This is a genomic window from Streptomyces sp. NPDC093801 (genome assembly GCF_040701585.1).
Classification (GTDB): domain Bacteria; phylum Actinomycetota; class Actinomycetes; order Streptomycetales; family Streptomycetaceae; genus Streptomyces.
In genome coordinates this window covers 1-20,879 of the sequence record NZ_JBFBDP010000036.1, presented here as the reverse complement: position 1 = coordinate 20,879, position 20,879 = coordinate 1, and the positions used below count along the sequence as shown (strand labels likewise).

Below are 20,879 nucleotides of genomic sequence, written 5' to 3'. Positions count from 1 at the left end.
CCTTTCCGGTTGCCAAGAAGGCCGGTCCACCTCTGGTGGGCCGGCCTTTTGCCTTGTCCGGGGACGGCCGAGGAGCTGGCCTTGACGTCAAGGCCAGGTCCTGACGGCTTCAGCGCCACCGCCAGGCGTGGTCCACCGGGCCGATGCCGCCGCCGAGCGCGAATCCGGCGGCGATGGCGCCGGTGACGTACTCCTTGGCGGCCGTGACGGCCTCCGGCACGGGCAGGCCCTTGGCCAGGCCGGCCGCGATCGCGCTGGCGAGGGTGCAGCCGGTGCCGTGGGTGTGCCGGTTGTCGTAGCGGGGCGCCCGCAGCCACAGCTCCTCCGAGCCGTCGGTGAGCAGGTCAACGGCCTCCCCGCCGTGGGCGGCGAGGTGGCCGCCCTTGATCAGCGCCCAGCGGGGTCCGAAGCCGAGGACCGCGCCGGCGGCACGCCGCATGCCGTCCTCGTCCTCGACGGCCACCCCGGTCAGCTGCGCCACCTCGTCGAGGTTGGGCGTGGCGACCGTGGCCCGGGGCAGCAGCACCCCGCGGACGGCGTCCAGCGCGGAGGCCGCGAGCAGGGCGTCCCCGTGCTTGGAGACGCCCACGGGATCCACCACCACCGGGGCGTCGGTGTCGGCCAGCAGCTCCGCGACGGTCTCCACGAGGACGGCGGAGGAGAGCATCCCGGTCTTGACGGCCTGGACCCCGATGTCGTCGACGACGGCCCGGTACTGGGCCCTGACGGCCTCGGCCGGAAGCTCCCAGGCCCCCTTCACACCGAGCGAGTTCTGGGCGGTCACGGCGGTGACGACGCTCATGCCGTGCACGCCCAGGGCGAGCATGGTCTTGAGGTCGGCCTGGATGCCCGCGCCGCCGCCGGAGTCGGACCCGGCGACGGTCAGGCACAGCGGGGGGTGCCCGCTCACGGGGTCTCGCCCTCGACCGGGTCGGCCCCGAAGTGGTCCCAGCCGCCGGTGCTGGTCCAGGGGGCGCCGTCCACGGTCACCTGGGGCAGCGCGGAGCGGTGCTGGACCTCCCCGATGACCTTCCAGCGGGCCGGGAGCTTCACGTCGGGCGGGAAGGTGGCCACGATGGCGTGGTCCTCTCCCCCGGTGAGCACCCACTGGAGCGGGTCCACGCCGACGGCCTGGCCGATGTCGTGCATCTGGGTCGGGATGTCCACGGCGCCCGAGCGCAGGTCGATCCGGACGTGGCTGGCCTCGGCGATGTGCCCGAGGTCGGCGATCAGGCCGTCGCTGACGTCGGTCATGGCGGTGGCGCCGAGTCCGGCTGCCGCCGGGCCCGCGTGGTACGGCGGCTCGGGGCGCCGGTGCGCCTCGACGAACGCCCGCGGGGAGCGGAAGCCGCGCGAGAGCACCGCGTAGCCGGCCGCGGACCAGCCGAGCCAGCCCGTGACGGCCACGACGTCGCCGGGCCGGGCGCCGGAGCGCAGGACGGGCTCGTGGTTGCGCAGGTCGCCGAGGGCGGTGATGGAGACGGTGATGGTGTCCCCGCGGACGACGTCGCCGCCGACCACGGCCGCGCCGGCGACCTGGCACTCGTCGCGGATGCCGTCCATCAGCTCGGTGGGCCAGGTGACCGGCAGCTCCGCCGGGACCACGAGGCCCAGGAGGAGGGCGGTCGGCACCGCGCCCATGGCGGCGATGTCGGCCAGGTTCTGGGCGGCGGCCTTGCGGCCGACGTCGTAGGCGGTGGACCAGTCGCGCCGGAAGTGCCTGCCTTCCAGCAGGATGTCCGTGCTGGCCACGACCCGCCGGTCGGGGGCCGACACGACCGCGGCGTCGTCGCCCGGTCCGAGCCGGACCGCCGGGGTGGTGGTGAGCCGTGAGGTGAGCTCCCTGATGAGCCCGAATTCCCCCAGCTCGCCCACAGTGCCCTTCATCGCTGTGCCCCTTCTTGGCAAGTCCGCTTGCGGTCGCGAGCCGTCACAGCTCTGGGTACCGTCAACAGATACGTCAACTTCTGGTCTGCGTACGCCCCGCTGTGCGTGGCGCCTGGTCTGCGGGTCTCCCCGTGGCACCCGGCGACGCGGTACCGTGGCGTCCCTTCTTCCCCCGGCCCTTCCGATTCTGTCGGGCCCACCCGAAGGTTAGGGGAAATGATCCTCGTGGCCGCCCTGGAGGTTCCGTGGTACAGGCGTACATCCTCATCCAGACCGAGGTGGGCAAGGCGTCGGTCGTCGCCGAGTCCATCGGGAACATCGCGGGGGTGATCCAGGCCGAGGACGTGACGGGGCCGTACGACGTCATCGTGCGGGCCCAGGCCGACACCGTCGACGATCTCGGCCGCATGGTGGTCGCCAAGGTGCAGCAGGTGGAGGGGATCACCCGCACCCTGACCTGCCCCGTGGTCCATCTGTAGCCCCCGTCTACTCTTGGCCGGTGATGTCTTCGCACCACCGGCCCCTGCGTCTGCTGGCCCTGCCCGTCCTGTCGGCGGTCGCGGCCCTGGCGGGCTGTGCCCCCGGCGCCTCCGAGGCCCGGGTGACACCGCCCCCCGGGCCGCCCGCCGACGTGGCGGGGCTCTGTGCGGCGCTGCACGAGGTGCTCCCGGAGAAGGTGTCCGGGCTGGACCGGAGCCGGACCGAACCGCAGTCGGACCTGACCGCCGCGTGGGGCGGCTCGGCGATCGTACTGCGGTGCGGCATCCCCAAGCCCGCCAAGATGGCCGATCCGAAGGCGGACGGAGTGGAGGTGAACGGCGTCGGCTGGCTGGTGGAACGGCCGGCCGACGGCGGTCTGAAGTTCACCACCGGGTCACGGCTCGCCTACACGGAGGTCTGGATCGACAAGGAGCATGCCACGGACGCCGGCATGCTCGTGGACCTGTCCGCCGCCGTGGCCAAGACCGTCCCCGTCGGGATCTCGTCGTACTGAGCCGCCCCTCCCCCGCGCACACCGCCGCCCGCCGGCGTGCCCCTCGGTGGGGGGCCTCCCGGCGGGCGGTCGGCTGTTCGGGGCCGGGCGCCCCTAGCGCAGGCCGGTGGAGCGGCGCAGGGCGGCCTGGATCAGGCGGTCCACCAGCTCCGGGTACTCGATGCCCGACTCCTGCCACATGCGCGGGTACATCGAGATCGGCGTGAACCCCGGCAGGGTGTTGATCTCGTTGATGACGAAGGTGCCGTCCTCGGTGAGGAAGAAGTCGGCGCGGACCAGGCCCTCGCAGGACGCGGCCTCGAAGGCCTCGACGGCGAGCCGCTGCACCTCGGCGGTCTGCTCCGGGGTGAGCGGGGCGGGCACGATCCCGGCGGCGGAGTCGATGTACTTCGCCTCGAAGTCGTAGAAGTCGTGGCTGGAGACCGGCGGGATCTCCGCGGGCGCGCTGGCGCGCGGCCCGTCCTCGAACTCCAGGACGCCGCACTCGATCTCGCGGCCGCGCAGCAGCGCCTCCACGATGACCTTCGGGTCGTGGCGGCGGGCCTCGCGGATCGCCGCGTCGAGGCCCGAGGCGTCGTCGACCTTGGTGATGCCGATGGAGGAGCCGGCGCGGGCGGGCTTGATGAACAGCGGCCAGCCGTGCTCGGCGGCGAAGTCCAGGACCTTGGCCGTCGCCGCGTCCTGGTCGGCCTCCCACTCGCGGGGGCGGATGGTCACGTACGGGCCGACGTTCAGCCCGAAGGAGGTGAACACCCGCTTCATGTAGTCCTTGTCCTGGCCGACGGCCGAGGAGAGGACGCCGCAGCCGACGTAGGGGATCCCGGAGAGCTCCAGGAGGCCCTGGAGGGTGCCGTCCTCGCCGTAGGGGCCGTGGAGCACGGGGAAGACGACGTCGACCTCGCCCAGCGCCTTGGGGACGCTGCCGGGCTCGGTGTAGACGACCTCGCGGCTGGCGGGGTCCACGGGCAGCACGACGGTGCCGTCCGGGGACTCCGCCAGCGACTCCACGTCGGGGAGCCGGCGGTCGGCGATGGCCATGCGCTCGGGTGCGTCGGCGGTCAGGGCCCACCGGCCGTCCGTGGTGATGCCGATGGGCAGCACCTCGTACTTGGAGCGGTCGATGGAGCGCAGCACAGCGCCCGCGGTGACGACCGAGATGGCGTGTTCCGAGCTGCGGCCGCCGAACACGACGGCCACGCGGGGCTTGCGGCCCTGCTGCTCAGGGGTCTGGGGGAGGTTCTCGCTGCTCATATCGCCACGAGAGTACCCGCTCAAGCGTCCGGAAAGGTGTCAGTGGCGTTCCGGTTTGGCGCTGCGGCCCATGAGCTCCTTCAGTGCGACCAGCGTGGGCTTGCCGTGGTGGACGATGTCGACGACCGTGTCGGTGATCGGCATGTCGACCCCGTGGCGGCGGGCCAGATCGGCCACCGACTGGCAGGACTTGACCCCTTCGGCGGTCTGCCGGGTGACCGCGATGGTCTCCTCCAGGGTCATCCCCCGGCCCAGGTTGGTGCCGAAGGTGTGGTTCCGGGAGAGCGGCGAGGAGCAGGTGGCGACGAGGTCGCCGAGGCCCGCCAGGCCGGAGAAGGTGAGCGGGTCGGCGCCCATCGCCAGGCCCAGGCGGGTGGCTTCGGCGAGGCCGCGGGTGATGAGCGAGCCCTTGGTGTTGTCGCCCAGGCCCATCCCGTCGGCGATGCCCACGGCGAGGCCGATGACGTTCTTGACGGCGCCGCCGAGCTCGCAGCCGATGACGTCGGTGCTGGTGTACGGGCGGAAGTACGCGGTGTGGCAGGCGGCCTGGAGGCGCTGGGCCACGGCCCCGTCCACGCAGGCCACGACGGAGGCGGCGGGCTGGCGGGCGACGATCTCGCGGGCCAGGTTGGGGCCGCTGACGACGGCGACGCGCTCGGCGGGGACCTTGGCCACCTCCTCGATGACCTCGCTCATCCGCTTGGCGGTGCCCAGTTCGATGCCCTTCATCAGGGAGACGAGCACCGTGTCGGGCTCCAGCAGCGGGGCCCATTCCGCGAGGTTGCCGCGCAGGGTCTGGGAGGGCACGGACAGCACCGTGAAGTCCGCGCCGCGGGCGGCCTCGGCCGGGTCGGTGGTGGCGCGCAGGTTCGCCGGGAGCTCCACGCCGGGGAAGTAGTCCGGGTTGGTGCGGCCGGTGTTGATGGCCTCGGCGACCTCCGGGCGGCGGGCCCACAGGGTGACCTCGCAGCCGGCGTCGGCGAGCACCATGCCGAAGGCGGTGCCCCAGGAGCCCGCCGAGAACACGGCTGCCTTGACGGGACGCGTCACTTGGAACCCTCCCCCCGGGCGTCGCGCCGCTGCTGGGCGCGGGCCTTGCGGTGGTCGTACGGCTGGTCGGGGGCCCGCTCGCCGCGGAGCTCCTCCAGCAGCTTCGTGATGTCGGCCATGATGGCCTCGGTGGCTCCCTTGAGGACCTCGGGCGTGGGTTCCTGGCCGTAGTACGCGGAGAGGTCCACGGGCGGCCCCGCGAGCACCCGGAGGGTCTTGCGGGGGAACAGGCGGACCTTGTTCTCCTTGGCGTACGGCGGCATCACGAGGTTGGCGCCCCACTGGGCCACCGGGATGACCGGGGCCTTGGTGATCAGCGCCACGCGGGCCACACCGGTCTTGCCGGCCATCGGCCACATCTCCGGGTCCCGGGTGAGGGTGCCCTCGGGGTAAAAGGCGACGCATTCGCCGCGCTCGACGGCGTCCACGGCGGCCCGGAATGCGTCCAGGGCGTTGGTGGTCTCGCGGTAGACCGGGATCTGTCCCGATCCGCGCAGGATCGCGCCGACGAAAGGCACCTTGAAGAGTCCGGCCTTGGCCAGCAAACGGGGCACCCGGCCGGTGTTGTACTGGAAGTGCGCGTAGGACAGCGGGTCCAGATACGAGTTGTGATTGACGGCGGTGATAAAGCCGCCGTCGGCCGGAATGTGCTCCATTCCCCGCCAGTCCCGCTTGAAGAGCACCACCAGCGGCGGTTTTGCGATGACCGCCGCCAGGCGGTACCAGAAGCCGATTCTGCGGCGGGACACTCGGAGCACCTTCCTCTAGGACCGGGGCGTGGGGCACCTCCCAGCAGCGGCTGGGGGAGCTCGGCACCTCATGGGCCGGACAAGTGTCGCCCCGGGTCCGGTCTCTGTCGAGAACACCGTACGCCCCGCCCGGACCGCCGGGCCCCCCTCGATGCGGTCTGAGGCGACAATGGGCCGACTGATGACCGGGCCGTGACCCGCCCGTGGCCGGGGCGGGTGCGGCCGCGCACCGGAGCGAAGGAGCCCGCCACGAACGCCGTCTGGAGCCTGGTGGTCCCGCTGAAGCCCCTGGCGCTGGCCAAGAGCCGGCTGGCGGACGCCGTGGGCGCGTCCCGTCCGGGACTGGCCCTGGCCTTCGCGCAGGACACGGTGGCGGGGGCGCTGGCCTGCGCCTCGGTCGCGGATGTGGTGGTCGTCACGGACGACGCCGAGGCGGGCGCGGAGCTGGCCCGGCTGGGGGCGCGGATCGTGCCGGACGCCCCGGGCGCGGGGCTCAACGCCGCGCTGGACCACGGCGCGCGGGCCGTGCGCGCCGGGCGGCCGGGAGCACGGCTGGCCGCGATGAACGCGGACCTGCCCGCACTGCGCCCTCCGGAATTGCTACGTGTGCTCGATATCGCCTCCGCATTTCCACGGGCATTTCTGGCGGATGCGGCGGGAATCGGGACGACCCTCCTTTCCGCCGGTCCGGACGTGGAATTGGCACCGGCGTTCGGCGGCCCGTCCCGGGCCCGGCATTCCGCCTCGGGGGCGGTGGAAATAGCCCTGGAGGACGTCGAGAGCGTGCGCCGGGACGTGGACACGGGGCCGGACCTGCGCAGGGCCCTCTCCCTCGGCGTGGGCCGGCACACGGCCCGATACAGTGCGCTCATGCAGGCGACCGCGTACACGTACGACTCCCAGACCCGCAGTGGCAGCGTGCTGCTGGACGACGGCACCCCGGTGCCCTTCGGGGCCGAGGCCTTCGACGCGGGGGGCCTGCTGATGCTGCGGCCCGGACAGCGGGTGCGCATCGAGACGGACGGCGAGGGCGCCGGCCTGCGGATCACCCTGGTCACCCTGCAGACGTTCTAGCCCCGGCGGCACCGCCCGCCCCCGCGGCCTGCGAAGGAACGCACCGCGGGCCGGCTTCCCCCGGGGGGAAGCCGGCCCGGCGTGTGTGACTCGTGCCCCTACTTCTTGCGGGCGGTGGTCTTCTTCGCGGTGGCCTTGCGCGTCGTCGTCTTCTTGGCGGGCGCCTTCGTCGCGGTGGCCTTCTTGGCCGCCGGGGCGGTCTTCTTCGCGGTGGCGGTGGTCTTCTTGGCCGCCGCCGCCGTCGTCTTCTTCACCGGGGCCGCCTTCTTGGCGGTGGCCGTGGCCTTCTTCGCGACCGTGGTCTTCGCGGCCGTCTTCTTGACCGTCGCGGTGGCCTTCTTGGCCGTGGTCTTCTTCGCCGCGGCCTTGGTGGCCGTGGTCTTGGCGGCGGCCTTCTTGGCCGTGGTGGCCTTCTTCGCGGCGGCCTTCTTGACCGTGGCCGAGGCACCGCCCGAGAGGCTGCCCTTCGGGGCCTTCTTCACGGCCACCTCGTCGCCCTTGGGGAGCTTCTTGGTGCCGCTGACCAGGTCCTTGAAGCCCTGACCCGCGCGGAAGCGGGGAACGGAGGTCTTCTTGACCCGGACGCGCTCACCCGTCTGCGGGTTGCGGGCGTAGCGGGCCGGACGGTCCACCTTCTCGAACGAGCCGAAGCCCGTGACCGAGACCCGGTCGCCCGCGACGACCGCGCGGACCATCGCGTCCAGTACCGCGTCGACGGCGTCCGCGGCCTGCTGGCGGCCGCCCAGCTTGTCGGCAATCGCTTCTACGAGCTGCGCCTTGTTCACGTCTTCCCCTTCGGAGACCTCGCCAGAACGAATGTGTTCAAGCTTATTTCGCACGTTAGGCGGATATATACCGCAAATCAAACACGAAACGGGCTAATCACCCTAGTGCCGCAACGCTGTGAGCCGTTACGGAGTTCCTTCGCATCAGTCGCCTTCAGGGAATCGACCCTCGTCGAGGTCCTTCATCAACCTGTCCAGGCGCCTTGCCGCATCGGCGAGATCATGCTTCGACGCGGCAGTGACGACCAACAGCTTCCGGGACAGCGCCATCCTTACGCCCTCCGGGACTTGCAGTGCGCGCACCCTGGTGTGTGCTTCTTTCAACCGGTCCGCGACGAGTTCGTAGAGCTCGAGTTGACTGTCGCGTTCCATGCACAGATTGTGCCATCTGGGGCGAGTTGTCGCCTCACGGGGCCTCAACATACGGCTGTGCCCCCCGCCGGAAGGCGGGGGGCACAGTGTTGCCGATGTGATCACCCGAAGGCGAATAATCGCTGATCAGGCAGGAATCAGGCGCGAATCGTACGCGGCTTGAAGGCCGGGCGGGTGCTTTCGTAGGCGTCGATGTCGGCTTCGTTCTGAAGGGTGAGCGAGATGTCGTCCAGTCCTTCCAGCAGACGCCAGCGCGCGTTGTCGTCGAGTTCGAACTCCGCCTCGACGCCCTCGGCTCGGACCTTCCGGTCGACCAGGTCGACGGTGATCTCGGCGCTCGGGTCGGCCTCGGTGATCTCCCACAGCCGGTCGACGGTCTCCTGCGGCAGGACGACGGTCAGCAGACCGTTCTTCAGCGAGTTGCCGCGGAAGATGTCGGCGAAGCGGGAGGAGATGACGGTCTTGAACCCGAAGTTCTGCAGGGCCCAGACGGCGTGCTCGCGGGAGGAGCCGGTACCGAAGTCGGGGCCGGCGACCAGCACGGTCGCACCGGCGCGCTCGGGGCGGTTGGTGACGAACTCCGGGTCCTTGCGCCAGGCCTCGAAGAGCCCGTCCTCGAACCCGTCACGGGTGATCTTCTTCAGCCAGTGGGCCGGGATGATCTGGTCGGTGTCGACGTTGCTGCGGCGCAGCGGGACGGCACGGCCGGTGTGGGTGGTGAAGGCTTCCATGGCTCAGACTCCGGCGGTGGCGTTGGCGTCGGACAGGTCGGCGGGCGAGGCCAGGTGGCCCAGCACCGCGGTGGCGGCGGCCACCTGCGGGGAGACCAGGTGGGTCCGCCCGCCCTTGCCCTGCCGGCCCTCGAAGTTGCGGTTGGAGGTGGACGCGGAACGCTCACCGGGGGCCAGTTGGTCGGGGTTCATGCCCAGGCACATGGAGCAGCCCGCGTGCCGCCATTCGGCGCCGGCGTCCTTGAAGACCTTGTCCAGGCCCTCCTCGACGGCCTGGAGGGCGACCCGGACGGAGCCCGGGACGACCAGCATCCGTACGCCGTCGGCCACTTTGCGGCCCCCGATGATGCCGGCGACGGCGCGCAGGTCCTCGATGCGGCCGTTCGTGCAGGAACCTACGAAGACGGTGTCGACCCTGATCTCGCGCAGCGGCTGCCCGGCCGTCAACCCCATGTACTCCAGGGCCTTTTCGGCGGCGAGGCGCTCCGAAGCGTCCTCGTACGAAGCCGGGTCGGGGACGCTCGCCGACAGGGGCGCGCCCTGGCCCGGGTTGGTGCCCCAGGTGACGAACGGGGAGAGCGCGGAGCCGTCGATGACGACCTCGGCGTCGAAGACGGCGTCGTCGTCGGTGCGCAGGGTCTTCCAGTAGGCGACCGCCGCGTCCCAGTCCTCGCCCGTCGGGGCGTGGTCGCGGCCCTCCAGGTAGTCGAAGGTGGTCTGGTCGGGGGCGATCATGCCCGCGCGGGCGCCGGCCTCGATCGACATGTTGCAGATGGTCATGCGGGCTTCCATCGAGAGCTTCTCGACGGCCTCGCCGCGGTACTCCAGGACGTAGCCCTGGCCGCCGCCGGTGCCGATCTTGGCGATGATCGCCAGGATCAGGTCCTTGGCGGTGACGCCCTCGGCCAGCTCGCCGGTGACGGTGATCGCCATCGTCTTCGGGCGGGCCAGCGGCAGCGTCTGGGTGGCCAGCACGTGCTCGACCTGGCTGGTGCCGATGCCGAAGGCCAGCGCGCCGAAGGCGCCGTGCGTGGAGGTGTGGGAGTCACCGCAGACCACGGTGGTGCCCGGCTGGGTCAGGCCCAGCTGGGGACCCACCACGTGCACGACACCCTGCTCGACATCGCCCAGCGAGTGCAGGCGGACACCGAACTCGGCGCAGTTCTTGCGCAGCGTCTCCAGCTGGGCCCGGGAGACCGGGTCCGCGATCGGCTTGTCGATGTCGAGGGTGGGGGTGTTGTGGTCCTCGGTGGCGATGGTGAGGTCCAGTCGCCGGACCTTGCGGCCGGCCTGCCGCAGGCCGTCGAAGGCCTGCGGGCTGGTCACCTCGTGCAGCAGGTGGAGATCAATGAAGAGGAGATCGGGCTCGCCCTCGGCGCGCCGGACGACATGGTCGTCCCAGACCTTCTCCGCGAGTGTCCTACCCATCGCTCTTTCCCTCCGGCCGGCCGGTTGGGCCGGCGCTTCTTAGAGATCTGGTGCGCCTGACCGCCCCGCTACCCCACGTGCGGAACGGCGGCTCGGACCCAGTGGTTCGTGGACCCGCACATACAGACTCGCTCGTTCTTGGAAAATTTGAACTTGCGTTTCACAGTGTGAGACGTGAATATCGTTTCATGGACAACTCTAGCGGCGTCGGCGTTCTCGACAAGGCAGCTCTGGTATTGAGCGCACTGGAGTCCGGTCCGGCCACCCTCGCCGGGCTGGTCGCGGCGACAGGGCTCGCACGACCCACGGCACATCGCCTTGCCGTGGCACTGGAACACCACCGGATGGTGGCGAGGGACATGCAGGGCCGGTTCATCCTCGGCCCGCGGCTGGCGGAGCTCGCCGCCGCGGCCGGCGAGGACCGCCTGCTGGCCACGGCGGGACCGGTGCTCACGCACCTCCGTGACGTGACGGGCGAGAGCGCGCAGCTCTACCGCCGTCAGGGCGACATGCGCATCTGCGTGGCGGCCGCCGAGCGGCTGTCGGGCCTGCGGGACACCGTCCCGGTGGGCTCCACGCTCCCGATGAAGGCCGGATCGGCGGCGCAGATCCTGATGGCCTGGGAGGAGCCCGAGCGGCTCCACCGCGGGCTGCAGGGCGCGCGCTTCACGGCGACGGCCCTGTCGGGCGTACGGCGCCGCGGCTGGGCCCAGTCGATCGGCGAGCGGGAGCCCGGCGTGGCGTCCGTCTCGGCGCCGGTGCGCGGCCCCTCGAACCGCGTGGTGGCCTCCGTGTCGGTCTCGGGCCCGATCGAGCGCCTGACCCGGCACCCGGGGCGCATGCACGCCCAGGCCGTCATCGACGCGGCCGCCCGCCTGACGGAGGCCCTGCGCCGCTCCGGCTGACCCCGCCCGTTCCCACCCCCACCCCCGGGCCCGGGGGCGCGTACGACGCCGCACACGTCCGAACTCGCGCCCCCGGGCCCACACTTGTCCCCGGGACCGGCGGCCTTCCGGCGCGACCCGCCCGGGAACGGCGAAGAGGCCCTCCGCGATGATCGCGGAGGGCCTCTCCCTCATGTACCCCCGACCGGATTCGAACCGGCGCTACCGCCTTGAGAGGGCGGCGTGCTAGGCCGCTACACAACGGGGGCTAGCTTTACTGCGGTACTGCGCTGGGCTACCAGGACTCGAACCTAGAATAAGGGAACCAGAAACCCTCGTGTTGCCAATTACACTATAGCCCAATGGTCTAGACCTGCCAGACCTTGGTACCCCCGACCGGATTCGAACCGGCGCTACCGCCTTGAGAGGGCGGCGTGCTAGGCCGCTACACAACGGGGGCCCTAGCGATCCTGCATCAAAACCTCCGGGAGCGACCCTGGAGATCCTGCGGGAAGGATCTGTACCCCCGACCGGATTCGAACCGGCGCTACCGCCTTGAGAGGGCGGCGTGCTAGGCCGCTACACAACGGGGGCAAAGCACTGCGTTACTGCTGCACTGCGCTGGGCTACCAGGACTCGAACCTAGAATAAGGGAACCAGAAACCCTCGTGTTGCCAATTACACTATAGCCCACCGAACTTCAAGCCCCTGGGGGCCTTTCGTTTGGTTAGCGCCTCCGGTTTCCGGCCTTTCGGCCCGTCTCCCCGGCGCAGAAAGAACATTACCGGATGCCTGACCGTGCTCCAAAACGGGTATCAGCGGCCAGCAGCGCGGGGAGAGCTACGAGCCCCTCGATCCGGTGGACGCCCGCGGGTCCGGGCCCCCGTCCGCCGTCCCGGTCGAGCCAGACGGCGGTCAGTCCCGCGTCGCGCGCGCCGCGCGCGTCGATCTCCGGCTGGTCCCCCACGTACGCCACCTCGGCCGGGCGCAGCCCGAGCGCTCCGCAGGCGGCGAGGAAGGCCGCGGCGTCGGGCTTGCTGACCCCGAGCTCGGCCGCGCACACCAGCACCTCGAAGCGGTCGCGCAGGCCCAGGTGGCGCAGCTTGGGGTCCTGGTTGGCCTCGGAGGAATTGGAGAGCACGCCGTGCCGGTAGCGGCCGGCGAGGGCGTCCAGGGCGGGCAGGACGTCCGGGAAGAGGGCCCAGGCGGCCTGGTAGTGGGCGACGTAGCGGTCGAACCAGGCGTCGGCCTCGTCGTCGCCCAGGTCGGGCCGGCCCAGGAAGTCCCGCACCCGGTCCTGGCGCTGGCCCCGGAAGGTGACCTCGCCGGCGGCGAAGCGCGCCCAGTGCAGTTCCGTGACCCGCCGCCACTCGGCCAGGGCCTCGGCGGGGGTTCCGTGGCGCTCCCCGAGGCCCTCGTCCCGCAGGTGCTGGGCCAGCCCGGCCGCATCGGCCCCCGTGTAGTCGAAGAGGGTGTCGTCGATGTCCCACAGCACGGCGCGGATCGGCATACCGGCGAGCCTACGCCCGGGCGGGGGCGCGCGGGGGCGGGACGGGAAACCCGGCCGCGCCGTGGGCCGCGTCACACCCCGGCGGGCCGCGCGGCGGGCCGGCGCTCCCGCCGGGTGGGCCGCGTCACACGCGCGGTCGCGCGCGGTGCGGGCGGCGGGCGCCGGACGGTGTGAGCGTTCTCACCGCGCGCCCCTCCCGGCGGGCGCGCGGGAACGCCGAAGGGGCGGCAGCCGGGTCGGCTGCCGCCCCTTCGGAAGGGCGCGGGTCAGGCGGCGAGCTTCGCCAGGGCCGCGTCGATGCGCGCGATCGAGCGCTCCTTGCCCAGGATCTCCAGGGACTCGAACAGCGGCAGGCCGACGGTGCGGCCGGTGACGGCCACGCGGACCGGCGCCTGGGCCTTGCCGAGCTTGAGGCCGTGGGCCTCGCCTGCGGTCAGGACGGCCTGCTTGAGGGACTCCGGGTCCGCCCAGTCGGCGGCGAGGAGGTTCTCCCGGGCCGTGGTCAGGAGGGCCGCGGGCTCGCCCTTCATGGCCTTGTCCCAGGACGCCTGGTCCTCGACGGGCTCCTTGAGGAAGAGGAAGTCCACGTTGGCGGTGATGTCCGAGAGGACGGTCACGCGGGTCTGGGCGTGCGGGGCGATCCGGTCCCAGGCGGCGGCGTCGAAGTCCTCGGGCGCCCAGTTGGCGTGCGGGGCCCGCAGCCACGGGGCGCAGGCGTCCGCGAAGGCCTTCGGGTCCAGCCGGCGGATGTGGTCGGCGTTGATCGCCTCGGCCTTCTTGAGGTCGAAGCGCGCCGGGTTGGCGTTGACGCCGTCGATGTCGAACTTCGCCACCATCTCCTCGATCGAGAAGATGTCCTGGTCCTTGGAGAAGGACCAGCCGAGGAGCGAGAGGTAGTTCAGCAGGCCCTCGGGGAGGAAGCCGCGCTCGCGGTAGAGGTTGAGCGAGGACTCGGGGTCGCGCTTGGAGAGCTTCTTGTTGCCCTCGCCCATCACGTACGGCAGGTGGCCGAACTGCGGGGTGTCCTTGGCGACGCCCAGCTCGATCAGCGCCTTGTAGAGGGCGATCTGGCGGGGGGTGGAGGAGAGCAGGTCCTCGCCGCGCAGGACGTGGGTGATCTCCATCAGCGCGTCGTCGACCGGGTTGACCAGCGTGTAGAGCGGGGCGCCGTTCGCGCGGACGATGCCGAAGTCCGGCACGTTCTCCGGGGTGAAGGAGAGCTCGCCGCGGACCAGGTCCGTGAAGGTGATGGTCTCGTCGGGCATCCGGAAGCGGACGATGGAGGTGCGGCCCTCGGCCTCGTAGGCGGCGACCTGCTCGGAGGTCAGCTCGCGGCAGTGGCCGTCGTAGCCGGAGGGCCTGCCGGCGGCGCGGGCGGCGTCGCGGCGGGTGTCGAGCTCCTCGGTGGTGCAGTAGCAGTGGTAGGCGTAGCCGCCGTCCTGGAGCTTCTGCGCGACGTCCTTGTAGATGTCCATCCGCTCGGACTGCCGGTACGGGGCGTGCGGGCCGCCGACCTCGGGACCCTCGTCCCAGGTGAAGCCGAGCCAGCGCAGCGAGTCGAGCAGCTGGACGTACGACTCCTCGGAGTCGCGGGCCGCGTCGGTGTCCTCGATGCGGAAGACGAACGTACCGCCGTGGTGGCGGGCGAACGCCCAGTTGAAGAGGGCGGTGCGGACCAGGCCCACGTGGGGGTTGCCGGTCGGGGAGGGACAGAAACGTACGCGGACGTTCGCGTTAGCCACGCTTGATCACCCTGTTGGTGAGAGTGCCGATGCCTTCGATGGTGACGGCGACCTCGTCGCCGACGTTGAGGGGGCCGACTCCGGCCGGGGTCCCCGTGAGGATGACGTCGCCCGGGAGCAGCGTCATGGCCTCGCTGATGTGCACGACCAGGTCCTCGACGGAGCGGACCATGTCGCTGGTGCGGCCGAGCTGGCGCTGTTCGCCGTTGACGGTGCACTGGACCGTCAGGTCGGACGGGTCCAGGTCGGTCTCGATCCAGGGGCCGAGGGGGCAGGCGCTGTCGAAGCCCTTGGCCCGGGCCCACTGCTTCTCCCGCTGCTGGACGTCGCGGGCGGTGACGTCGTTGGCACAGGTGTAGCCGAGGACGACGTCCTTGACGCGCTCCTTCGGGACCTCGCGGCACATGCGGCCGATGACCACGGCGAGCTCCGCCTCGTGGTGGAGGTCCTGGGAGAAGGAGGGGTAGACGATCGGGTCGCCGGAGCCGACCACCGAGGTGGAGGGCTTGAAGAAGGTGATGGGTGCCTCGGGGAGCTCGTTGCCGAGCTCCGCCGCGTGCTCCGCGTAGTTGCGGCCGACGGCCACGACCTTGTTCGGGAGCACGGGCGGCAGCAGCCGGACCTTGCTCAGCGGGACCTTCGTGCCGGAGAGCTCGAAGTCCGCGAACGGGATGCCCTTGATGATGTCGAGGACGAGCTCGCCTTCGGCGCCGGGGGCAGTGCTGCCCTCGACCGCGCCGAACGCGACGTTGCCGTCGATCGAGAACCTGGCGATGCGCACCTGCTGCGTCTGCCCCTCTTGTGTTTCCGCTGGCTGGAGTCTGCGGACTCCAGGCTAACGCGGTGGGGGCCGGCGCTTCGCGCTCCTTTACTGCTGCGCGGCGGCGACCGGCGCGTCCTTGAGGACGGTGCGGCGCGGGTTCGCGGTCTGGGTGGGCAGCTCGACGCGGTGCTCCGGGGTGGCCGGGGCCGCCTGCAGCTCCTCGGCGTCCGTGAGGTGCGCGAGGGTGGTGCGGCGGGGGTTGGCTATGTTGCGGATCATCGACGTCGTCTTCATCGGAGTTTCGGGCCCTCGGCTCGCTGGTGGGGTGCGGGTCGTCTGCTGCGCCGGATGGGGCGCCAACCCTTTAACAGGCAAGGCTAAACATCCGAATCCCCGACTGAACCGGTAAGTAACAGCCATAGTCATGTGAGTTTCCTCACCAGTGAGCGGGCAATACGGACATAACTGACAGTCAACTGGCGCCCCCGAAACGGACATTGCGCCACTGAATGCAGCATTCCGCTCCTGATCATCTCGACTGGGACACCTTGCCAGGCGCGAGCTTTGATTGGCGTAAGTCCGATTCATCCCCATTGGACTTCCACGTCGCGTAGCTCGTCCGTCACAAGCCGTGACCGGCTCGCCGGGGCGACACGCGCACCTTGTTGGAGATCCCCCACTGTGCTGGAATTCGCGAGACCGCCGCGGGTATCAGCCGGCGCGCAGGTGGCGCAAGAGAGCGCCGAGCGCGGTGGCATCGACAGGGAAACGCGCCGGTCACCGACGACCACCATGGGGCCGTCAGTGCCCCACGACTCGACACCGTTCCGCCGCTCATCCGGTGGGACGCCTGGTCCAGAGGTTGCGACGCTAGTGCAGGGACGATTCAAGAGGGATGGCAAGGGGTCTCCCCAGGCCCTTCAGGGCCGAGGGGAAGCTGCGGCGGAGCAGGAGCCGCTCGGCGGGACCGACCGTGGCGCCTCGCCCCAGCACGCCCCGGGCCGCGGCCCGGCACTCGAAGGGGCGGGGCCCGACTCCGCCCCCGCGGGGAAGGCCAAGGGCCGCGGGAAGTCCGGCAAGGCCCCGAAGGCCGGCCGGACCAAGGGCAAGGCCAAGGCCGAGCCCCTCCCGCAGGACGAGGCGATACCCAAGGCCCCCAGTTCGGGTTCGCGTCTCGCGATGCAGAACTGGCGCATCAGCACGCGACTGGTGTCGCTGCTGACCCTGCCCGTCGTCGCGGCCACCACCCTCGGTGGCTTCCGCATCAACGACTCGCTCAACGACATCGCCCAGCTGGAGCACATGCAGCTCCTGACGACGATGACCCGGCAGGCCACCAACCTGGCCGCCATGCTCCAGGAGGAGCGGGACAAGTCGGCCGGTCCGATGTCGATCACCAAGGACGGCAAGGCCAACAGCCTCGTCCAGGGTGTCCGCGACCAGACCGACGCGGCCGCCAAGGCCTTCGCCGCCGCGACCGACAAGGTCGACAGCGCGGAGGACAAGGACGAGACCCTCAAGTCGATCCGCAACAACATCCTGCAGATCGGCCGCCAGCTCACGGGCATCGAGGACATCCGCAAAAAGGCGTACATGAACGGCGCCCAGCAGACGGTCACCGAGTACAACGCCCTGATCGTCTCGCTGCTCTCGCTGTCGCAGGACATGGCCCAGGCCACCTCCAACCCGGAGATGATCAAGCGCACCCGCGCCCTGGCCGCCTTCTCCTCCGCCAAGGAGTACGCCTCCATCCAGCGCGCCGTCATCGCCGCCTCCCTCCTGGAGAGCTCCGACAAGCCCGGCAAGCTGGACGAGAACGACCGCCTCTACGGCCTCTCCGCCCTCCGCGGCGAGAGCCAGGCGAAGAAGACCTTCGAACTCGTCTACCAGGGCAAGCCCGAGGAGCTCCTCGCGGCGCTCGGCGACGGCAACACCGAGATCGGCAGCGCCGACCACTACGCCCGCCGCGTGCTGAGCACCCAGGGACAGTTCCTCAAGGAGAAGAACCGGTCCTGGATGGACTGGTACGACGCGGACGACACCAAGCTCCAGGCCATGAAGGTCATCGAGCTGACCCTGCTCGAGGACATGGAGCAGAAGGCCCGCGAGCTCAAGAACGAGTCGCAGCAGGACGCCATCATCAACGGTGCCCTGATCCTCCTCGTCCTCGGCGTCTCGCTGGTCGGCGCCTTCGTCATGGCCCGGTCCATGATCCGCTCGCTGCGGCGCCTCCAGGACACCGCGACGCGCGTCGCCCAGGACCGCCTGCCCGAGCTCGTCAAGCAGCTCTCGGAGTCGGACCCGCAGGACGTCGACACCTCCGTGGAGTCCGTCGGCGTGCACACCCGCGACGAGATCGGCCAGGTGGCCGCGGCCTTCGACGACGTGCACCGCGAGGCCGTCCGCCTCGCCGCCGAGCAGGCCCTCCTCCGGGGCAACGTCAACGCGATGTTCACCAACCTCTCGCGCCGCTCCCAGGGCCTCATCCAGCGTCAGCTCTCGCTCATCTCCGAACTGGAGTCCCGCGAGGCCGACCCGGACCAGCTCTCCTCGCTCTTCAAGCTCGACCACCTCGCCACCCGAATGCGGCGTAACGGTGAGAACCTCCTCGTCCTCGCGGGTGAGGAGCCGGGCCGCCGGTGGACCCGCCCCGTCCCGCTCGTCGACGTGCTCCGCGCCGCGGCGTCCGAGGTGGAGCAGTACGAGCGCATCGAACTGGCGGCGGTGCCCGGCACCGATGTCGCCGGCCGCGTCGTCAACGACCTCGTGCACCTGCTCGCCGAGCTGCTGGAGAACGCCACCTCGTTCTCCTCCCCGCAGACCAAGGTCAAGGTCACCGGTCACGCGCTGCCGGACGGCCGCGTGCTCGTCGAGATCCACGACACCGGTATCGGCCTGTCCCCCGAGGACCTCGCCGCGATCAACGAGCGGCTCGCGTCGCCGCCGACCGTGGACGTCTCCGTCTCCCGCCGCATGGGCCTGTTCGTGGTCGGCCGCCTGTCCCTGCGACACGGCATCCGCATCCAGCTGCGCCCCTCCGACTCGGGCGGTACGACCGCGCTCGTCATGCTCCCGGTGGACGTCGCCCAGGGCGGCAAGAAGCCGGGTCCGATGCCGGGCCAGGGCGGCGCTCAGGGCGGCCAGGGTGCTCCCGGCGGCCAGGGCTCGGTGCCCGGCGCCGGCGCGCGTCCCCCCGTGGGCGCGGGCCAGCAGCGCGGCCAGGTCGGCGGCGGCCAGCGTCCGGCGCTGCCGGGCCAGGGCGGCCCGGCCGGCGGTCCGCAGCAGCGTCAGCAGGGCCAGGGTCCCCGTCCGCAGGGCGGCCCGGCCGCCCCCACGGGCCAGGGCCAGGGCGGCTTCGGCGGCGGTGCCCCGCTGCCGACCCGCGGCCAGGGCGGCCCCGCCGGCGCTCCGCCGGCCCAGGACAACAACCTCTTCAGCGGTCCGCAGGCCCGTCCCTCGGGCGTGCCCCAGGCCTCCGGCCCCGGTGTCTTCCCGGCCCAGGGCAGCGGCTTCGAGCGTCCCCAGCAGCAGCCCCAGGGCGGCCCCGGCTTCGGCCAGCAGCCCGGGCAGGCCCCGCAGCAGCAGGGCCCCGCGGCCCCGGTCAAGCGCCGGCGTCCGCAGCTTCCGCCGCAGGGCGGCGCCGCGGCCCGTCCGGAGCTTCCGGGTGGGGGCGGCCCGTCCGCCGGGATGCCGCAGGCCACGAGCTGGGGTGCCGGCCAGGCCGGGCAGGAGGCCCCGCGCGGCCACGACGAGCTGTCCGGCCCCGGTTCGACGGCGGAGTTCGCCCGCCCCGACTTCAACGCCCCGTACCCGCCGGCCGCCGGCGGCACGCCGGTCGGCTCCACGACGGGCCAGTTCGAGCGCCCCGACATCCGCGGTCCGCAGGACCCGTCCGCCACCGGGCAGTTCGAGCGCCCGCAGGCGGGCGGCCCCCTGGACCCGTCCTCGACGGGCCAGTTCGCCCGCCCCGGCGGCCCCGGTGCCGGCGGGTACGCGGACCAGCAGCCCCAGGACCGCCAGCCCGGCGGCTACGCCCCCGCGCCCATGCCGGCGCCGCGTGCCGAGGCCCCGCAGCTCCCGCAGGCGTACCAGCCGGAGGCGCTGCCGCCGGCCCCGGCCCAGCCCGGTGGTGAACTGCGCAGTCCGATCTTCGATACGCTGGACTCGAACTGGTCCGGCCAGAACGGCGGTCCGTCCGCCGGACAGGCGCCGGCCGTTCCGCAGCAGCCCCAGCAGGCGCCGGCCCCCCAGCAGCAGCAGTCGCTGCCGCAGCGGGGACAGGAGCCCGCGGCCGAGCCCGCCACGGCGGTCACCGGCAGCACGCCGACGGTCAGCTGGCGGTCCTCCCCCAACGACGAGCTGATGCGGCAGGCCGAGCGCGTGCGCCAGCCCGCCGCCGGCGGGATCACCACCTCGGGGCTCCCCCGGCGGGTGCCGCGGGCCAACCTCGTCGCCGGCACCGCCCAGCAGCAGGCCGACGCCCCGGCCGGGCCGCAGGTGTCGCGCGCCCCGGACGACGTGCGCGGCCGTCTCACCAACCTCCGACGCGGTATCCAGCAGGGACGGCAGGCCGGCGGATCCGGCCCGGCGACCGGCAGTTACCCCATCGACCCCACTTACCAGCAGGAGCGATAGTTGAGCTCGATGAGCCAGGCGGCACAGAACCTGAACTGGTTGATCACCAACTTCGTGGACAACACCCCCGGGGTGTCCCACACCGTGGTGGTCTCCGCCGACGGACTCCTTCTGGCCATGTCCGAAGGGTTCCCCCGCGACCGCGCCGACCAGCTGGCGGCCGTGGCCTCCGGTCTGACCTCGCTGACCGCCGGGGCCTCCCGGATCTTCGAGGGCGGCGCCGTCAACCAGACCGTGGTGGAGATGGACCGGGGATTCCTCTTCCTCATGTCCGTCTCCGACGGGTCCTCGCTGGCCGTCCTGGCGCACCCCGAGTGCGACATCGGCCTCGTGGGCTACGAGATGGCCCTCCTCGTCGACCGCGCCGGCAACGTCCTCACCCCGGACCTGCGCGCGGAGCTCCAGGGAAGCCTGCTCACCTGACACCCCCTCTCCCGGCCGGACGGTACTTCCGGCCGGGAGGACCGGGACCGCGTCCCGGAACCCCAGTACCCCCGAAGGCCGTCATCAAGTCCCCCCCACCGGCCGCCCCGTCAGACGGCACGCTGACCACTGCTGTCCAGCCCGGAGGATCAATGACCCCGCCCCCCGCCTATCCCGATGCGTACGGAGATTCGTACTCGGAAGGCGACCAGCCGCTGGTGCGTCCGTACGCGATGACCGGCGGCCGGACCCGGCCGCGCTACCAGCTCGCCATCGAGGCGCTGGTCAGCACGACGGCAGACCCGATGCACCTGTCCAACCTGCTGCCGGAGCACCAGCGCATCTGCACCCTGTGCCGCGAGGTGAAGTCGGTCGCGGAGGTCTCCGCGCTGCTGTCGATGCCGCTCGGTGTGGCCCGCATCCTCGTCGCCGACCTGGCGGAGGCCGGCATGGTGGCGATCCACCAGCCGGGCAATGGAGAGGCCGGCGGAACGCCGGACGTTACGCTGCTCGAAAGGGTGCTCAGTGGACTTCGCAAGCTCTAACGGCGGAGCGGCTCGCTCCACCACCTCCGCGAAGATCGTGGTGGCGGGCGGCTTCG

The 20,879-nt window shown here is 71.6% G+C and carries 19 protein-coding genes, 5 tRNA genes and 2 pseudogenes; 8 read left to right on the top strand and 18 right to left on the bottom strand.

The window, feature by feature from the left end; translation table 11 throughout:
• Nucleotides 1-109: 109 nt before the first annotated feature.
• Entirely contained in the window at nt 110-910 is an 801-nt protein-coding gene (gene thiD / locus AB0469_RS32980; protein ID WP_366455147.1) for a bifunctional hydroxymethylpyrimidine kinase/phosphomethylpyrimidine kinase, read from the bottom strand.
• A complete protein-coding gene (locus AB0469_RS32975) occupies nt 907-1,887 on the bottom strand; it encodes a thiamine-phosphate kinase (protein ID WP_042816782.1) in 981 nt (326 codons plus the stop codon). Before AB0469_RS32975 ends, thiD begins: the two co-directional genes overlap by 4 nt.
• Nucleotides 1,888-2,132: 245 nt before the next feature.
• Here AB0469_RS32975 and AB0469_RS32970 point away from each other — a divergent pair, with 245 nt between their 5' ends.
• Together AB0469_RS32970 and AB0469_RS32965 are read left to right on the top strand one after the other, a co-directional pair.
• Nucleotides 2,133-2,366, top strand: coding sequence for an Lrp/AsnC ligand binding domain-containing protein (locus AB0469_RS32970; protein ID WP_042816780.1), 234 nt, complete (start codon nt 2,133-2,135; stop codon nt 2,364-2,366).
• Nucleotides 2,367-2,389: 23 nt separating this feature from the next.
• Entirely contained in the window at nt 2,390-2,881 is a 492-nt protein-coding gene (locus AB0469_RS32965; protein ID WP_366455191.1) for a DUF3515 domain-containing protein, read from the top strand.
• Nucleotides 2,882-2,974: 93 nt separating this feature from the next.
• Here the strand turns inward: AB0469_RS32965 and AB0469_RS32960 are convergent, their stop codons facing one another.
• From AB0469_RS32960 to AB0469_RS32950, 3 genes are read right to left on the bottom strand one after another with little or no spacing between them, the layout of a single operon-like run.
• A complete protein-coding gene (locus tag AB0469_RS32960) occupies nt 2,975-4,132 on the bottom strand; it encodes a D-alanine--D-alanine ligase family protein (RefSeq protein ID WP_042816778.1) in 1,158 nt (385 codons plus the stop codon).
• Nucleotides 4,133-4,171: 39 nt separating this feature from the next.
• A complete protein-coding gene (locus tag AB0469_RS32955; RefSeq protein WP_042816776.1) occupies nt 4,172-5,182 on the bottom strand; it encodes an NAD(P)H-dependent glycerol-3-phosphate dehydrogenase in 1,011 nt (336 codons plus the stop codon).
• Entirely contained in the window at nt 5,179-5,931 is a 753-nt protein-coding gene (locus AB0469_RS32950; RefSeq protein ID WP_366455146.1) for a lysophospholipid acyltransferase family protein, read from the bottom strand. Before AB0469_RS32950 ends, AB0469_RS32955 begins: the two co-directional genes overlap by 4 nt.
• Nucleotides 5,932-6,147: 216 nt before the next feature.
• Between AB0469_RS32950 and cofC the strand changes: the two are divergent.
• Nucleotides 6,148-6,798 (top strand): annotated as a pseudogene (gene cofC / locus AB0469_RS32945) (2-phospho-L-lactate guanylyltransferase); the annotation flags it as partial.
• Between the two features lie 305 nt (nt 6,799-7,103).
• Here cofC and AB0469_RS32940 read toward each other — a convergent pair.
• The 4 genes from AB0469_RS32940 to leuC all read right to left on the bottom strand — a co-directional run bounded on the left by AB0469_RS32940 (nt 7,104) and on the right by leuC (nt 10,321).
• Nucleotides 7,104-7,790, bottom strand: a complete 687-nt coding sequence (locus tag AB0469_RS32940; protein ID WP_366455145.1) for an HU family DNA-binding protein — start codon at nt 7,788-7,790, stop codon at nt 7,104-7,106.
• Nucleotides 7,791-7,934: 144 nt separating this feature from the next.
• Nucleotides 7,935-8,162: a hypothetical protein gene (locus AB0469_RS32935; RefSeq protein ID WP_042816772.1), complete on the bottom strand. Its 228-nt coding sequence runs from the start codon at nt 8,160-8,162 to the stop codon at nt 7,935-7,937.
• A 137-nt stretch (nt 8,163-8,299) separates the two neighbouring features.
• The gene (gene leuD, locus AB0469_RS32930) at nt 8,300-8,893 is read right to left on the bottom strand and encodes a 3-isopropylmalate dehydratase small subunit (RefSeq protein ID WP_366455144.1); all 594 of its coding nucleotides are present in this window, start codon (nt 8,891-8,893) and stop codon (nt 8,300-8,302) included.
• A gap of 3 nt (nt 8,894-8,896) precedes the next feature.
• Complete coding sequence (gene leuC, locus AB0469_RS32925; protein WP_366455143.1) at nt 8,897-10,321, bottom strand: 3-isopropylmalate dehydratase large subunit; 1,425 nt, start codon at nt 10,319-10,321, stop codon at nt 8,897-8,899.
• Nucleotides 10,322-10,509: 188 nt separating this feature from the next.
• Here leuC and ndgR point away from each other — a divergent pair, with 188 nt between their 5' ends.
• Entirely contained in the window at nt 10,510-11,226 is a 717-nt protein-coding gene (ndgR, locus tag AB0469_RS32920; RefSeq protein ID WP_007266782.1) for an IclR family transcriptional regulator NdgR, read from the top strand.
• Between the two features lie 175 nt (nt 11,227-11,401).
• Here the strand turns inward: ndgR and AB0469_RS32915 are convergent.
• The 9 genes from AB0469_RS32915 to AB0469_RS32875 form a co-directional block, all read right to left on the bottom strand.
• A tRNA-Glu gene (locus tag AB0469_RS32915) sits at nt 11,402-11,474 on the bottom strand.
• A gap of 21 nt (nt 11,475-11,495) precedes the next feature.
• Nucleotides 11,496-11,567, bottom strand: a tRNA-Gln gene (locus AB0469_RS32910).
• 22 nt (nt 11,568-11,589) lie between these two features.
• Nucleotides 11,590-11,665, bottom strand: a tRNA-Glu gene (locus AB0469_RS32905).
• A 61-nt stretch (nt 11,666-11,726) separates the two neighbouring features.
• Nucleotides 11,727-11,799: transfer RNA gene (locus tag AB0469_RS32900), tRNA-Glu, on the bottom strand.
• A 27-nt stretch (nt 11,800-11,826) separates the two neighbouring features.
• Nucleotides 11,827-11,898: transfer RNA gene (locus AB0469_RS32895), tRNA-Gln, on the bottom strand.
• Nucleotides 11,899-11,986: 88 nt separating this feature from the next.
• Nucleotides 11,987-12,715 (bottom strand): HAD family hydrolase, encoded by a 729-nt coding sequence (locus AB0469_RS32890; RefSeq protein WP_366455142.1) that lies wholly within the window; start codon nt 12,713-12,715, stop codon nt 11,987-11,989.
• 266 nt (nt 12,716-12,981) lie between these two features.
• Complete coding sequence (gene gltX, locus AB0469_RS32885; RefSeq protein WP_366455141.1) at nt 12,982-14,457, bottom strand: glutamate--tRNA ligase; 1,476 nt, start codon at nt 14,455-14,457, stop codon at nt 12,982-12,984.
• The gene (locus AB0469_RS32880) at nt 14,450-15,238 is read right to left on the bottom strand and encodes a fumarylacetoacetate hydrolase family protein (RefSeq protein ID WP_042816643.1); all 789 of its coding nucleotides are present in this window, start codon (nt 15,236-15,238) and stop codon (nt 14,450-14,452) included. The genes gltX and AB0469_RS32880 overlap by 8 nt, the downstream gene beginning before the upstream one ends.
• Before the next feature lie 87 nt (nt 15,239-15,325).
• A complete protein-coding gene (locus tag AB0469_RS32875; protein WP_366455140.1) occupies nt 15,326-15,514 on the bottom strand; it encodes a hypothetical protein in 189 nt (62 codons plus the stop codon).
• 579 nt (nt 15,515-16,093) lie between these two features.
• Here AB0469_RS32875 and AB0469_RS32870 point away from each other — a divergent pair.
• The 4 genes and pseudogenes from AB0469_RS32870 to AB0469_RS32855 all read left to right on the top strand — a co-directional run.
• Nucleotides 16,094-19,855 carry a nitrate- and nitrite sensing domain-containing protein gene (locus AB0469_RS32870; protein WP_366455139.1) on the top strand — a complete coding sequence of 1,254 codons (3,762 nt, stop codon included), beginning with the start codon at nt 16,094-16,096 and terminating at the stop codon, nt 19,853-19,855.
• Between the two features lie 9 nt (nt 19,856-19,864).
• A complete protein-coding gene (locus AB0469_RS32865; RefSeq protein WP_042820501.1) occupies nt 19,865-20,278 on the top strand; it encodes a roadblock/LC7 domain-containing protein in 414 nt (137 codons plus the stop codon).
• Between the two features lie 152 nt (nt 20,279-20,430).
• Nucleotides 20,431-20,823 carry a DUF742 domain-containing protein gene (locus tag AB0469_RS32860; protein ID WP_267012008.1) on the top strand — a complete coding sequence of 131 codons (393 nt, stop codon included), beginning with the start codon at nt 20,431-20,433 and terminating at the stop codon, nt 20,821-20,823.
• Nucleotides 20,804-20,879, top strand: a pseudogene (locus tag AB0469_RS32855) (ATP-binding protein); the annotation flags it as partial. The gene AB0469_RS32860 and the pseudogene AB0469_RS32855, both read left to right, overlap by 20 nt.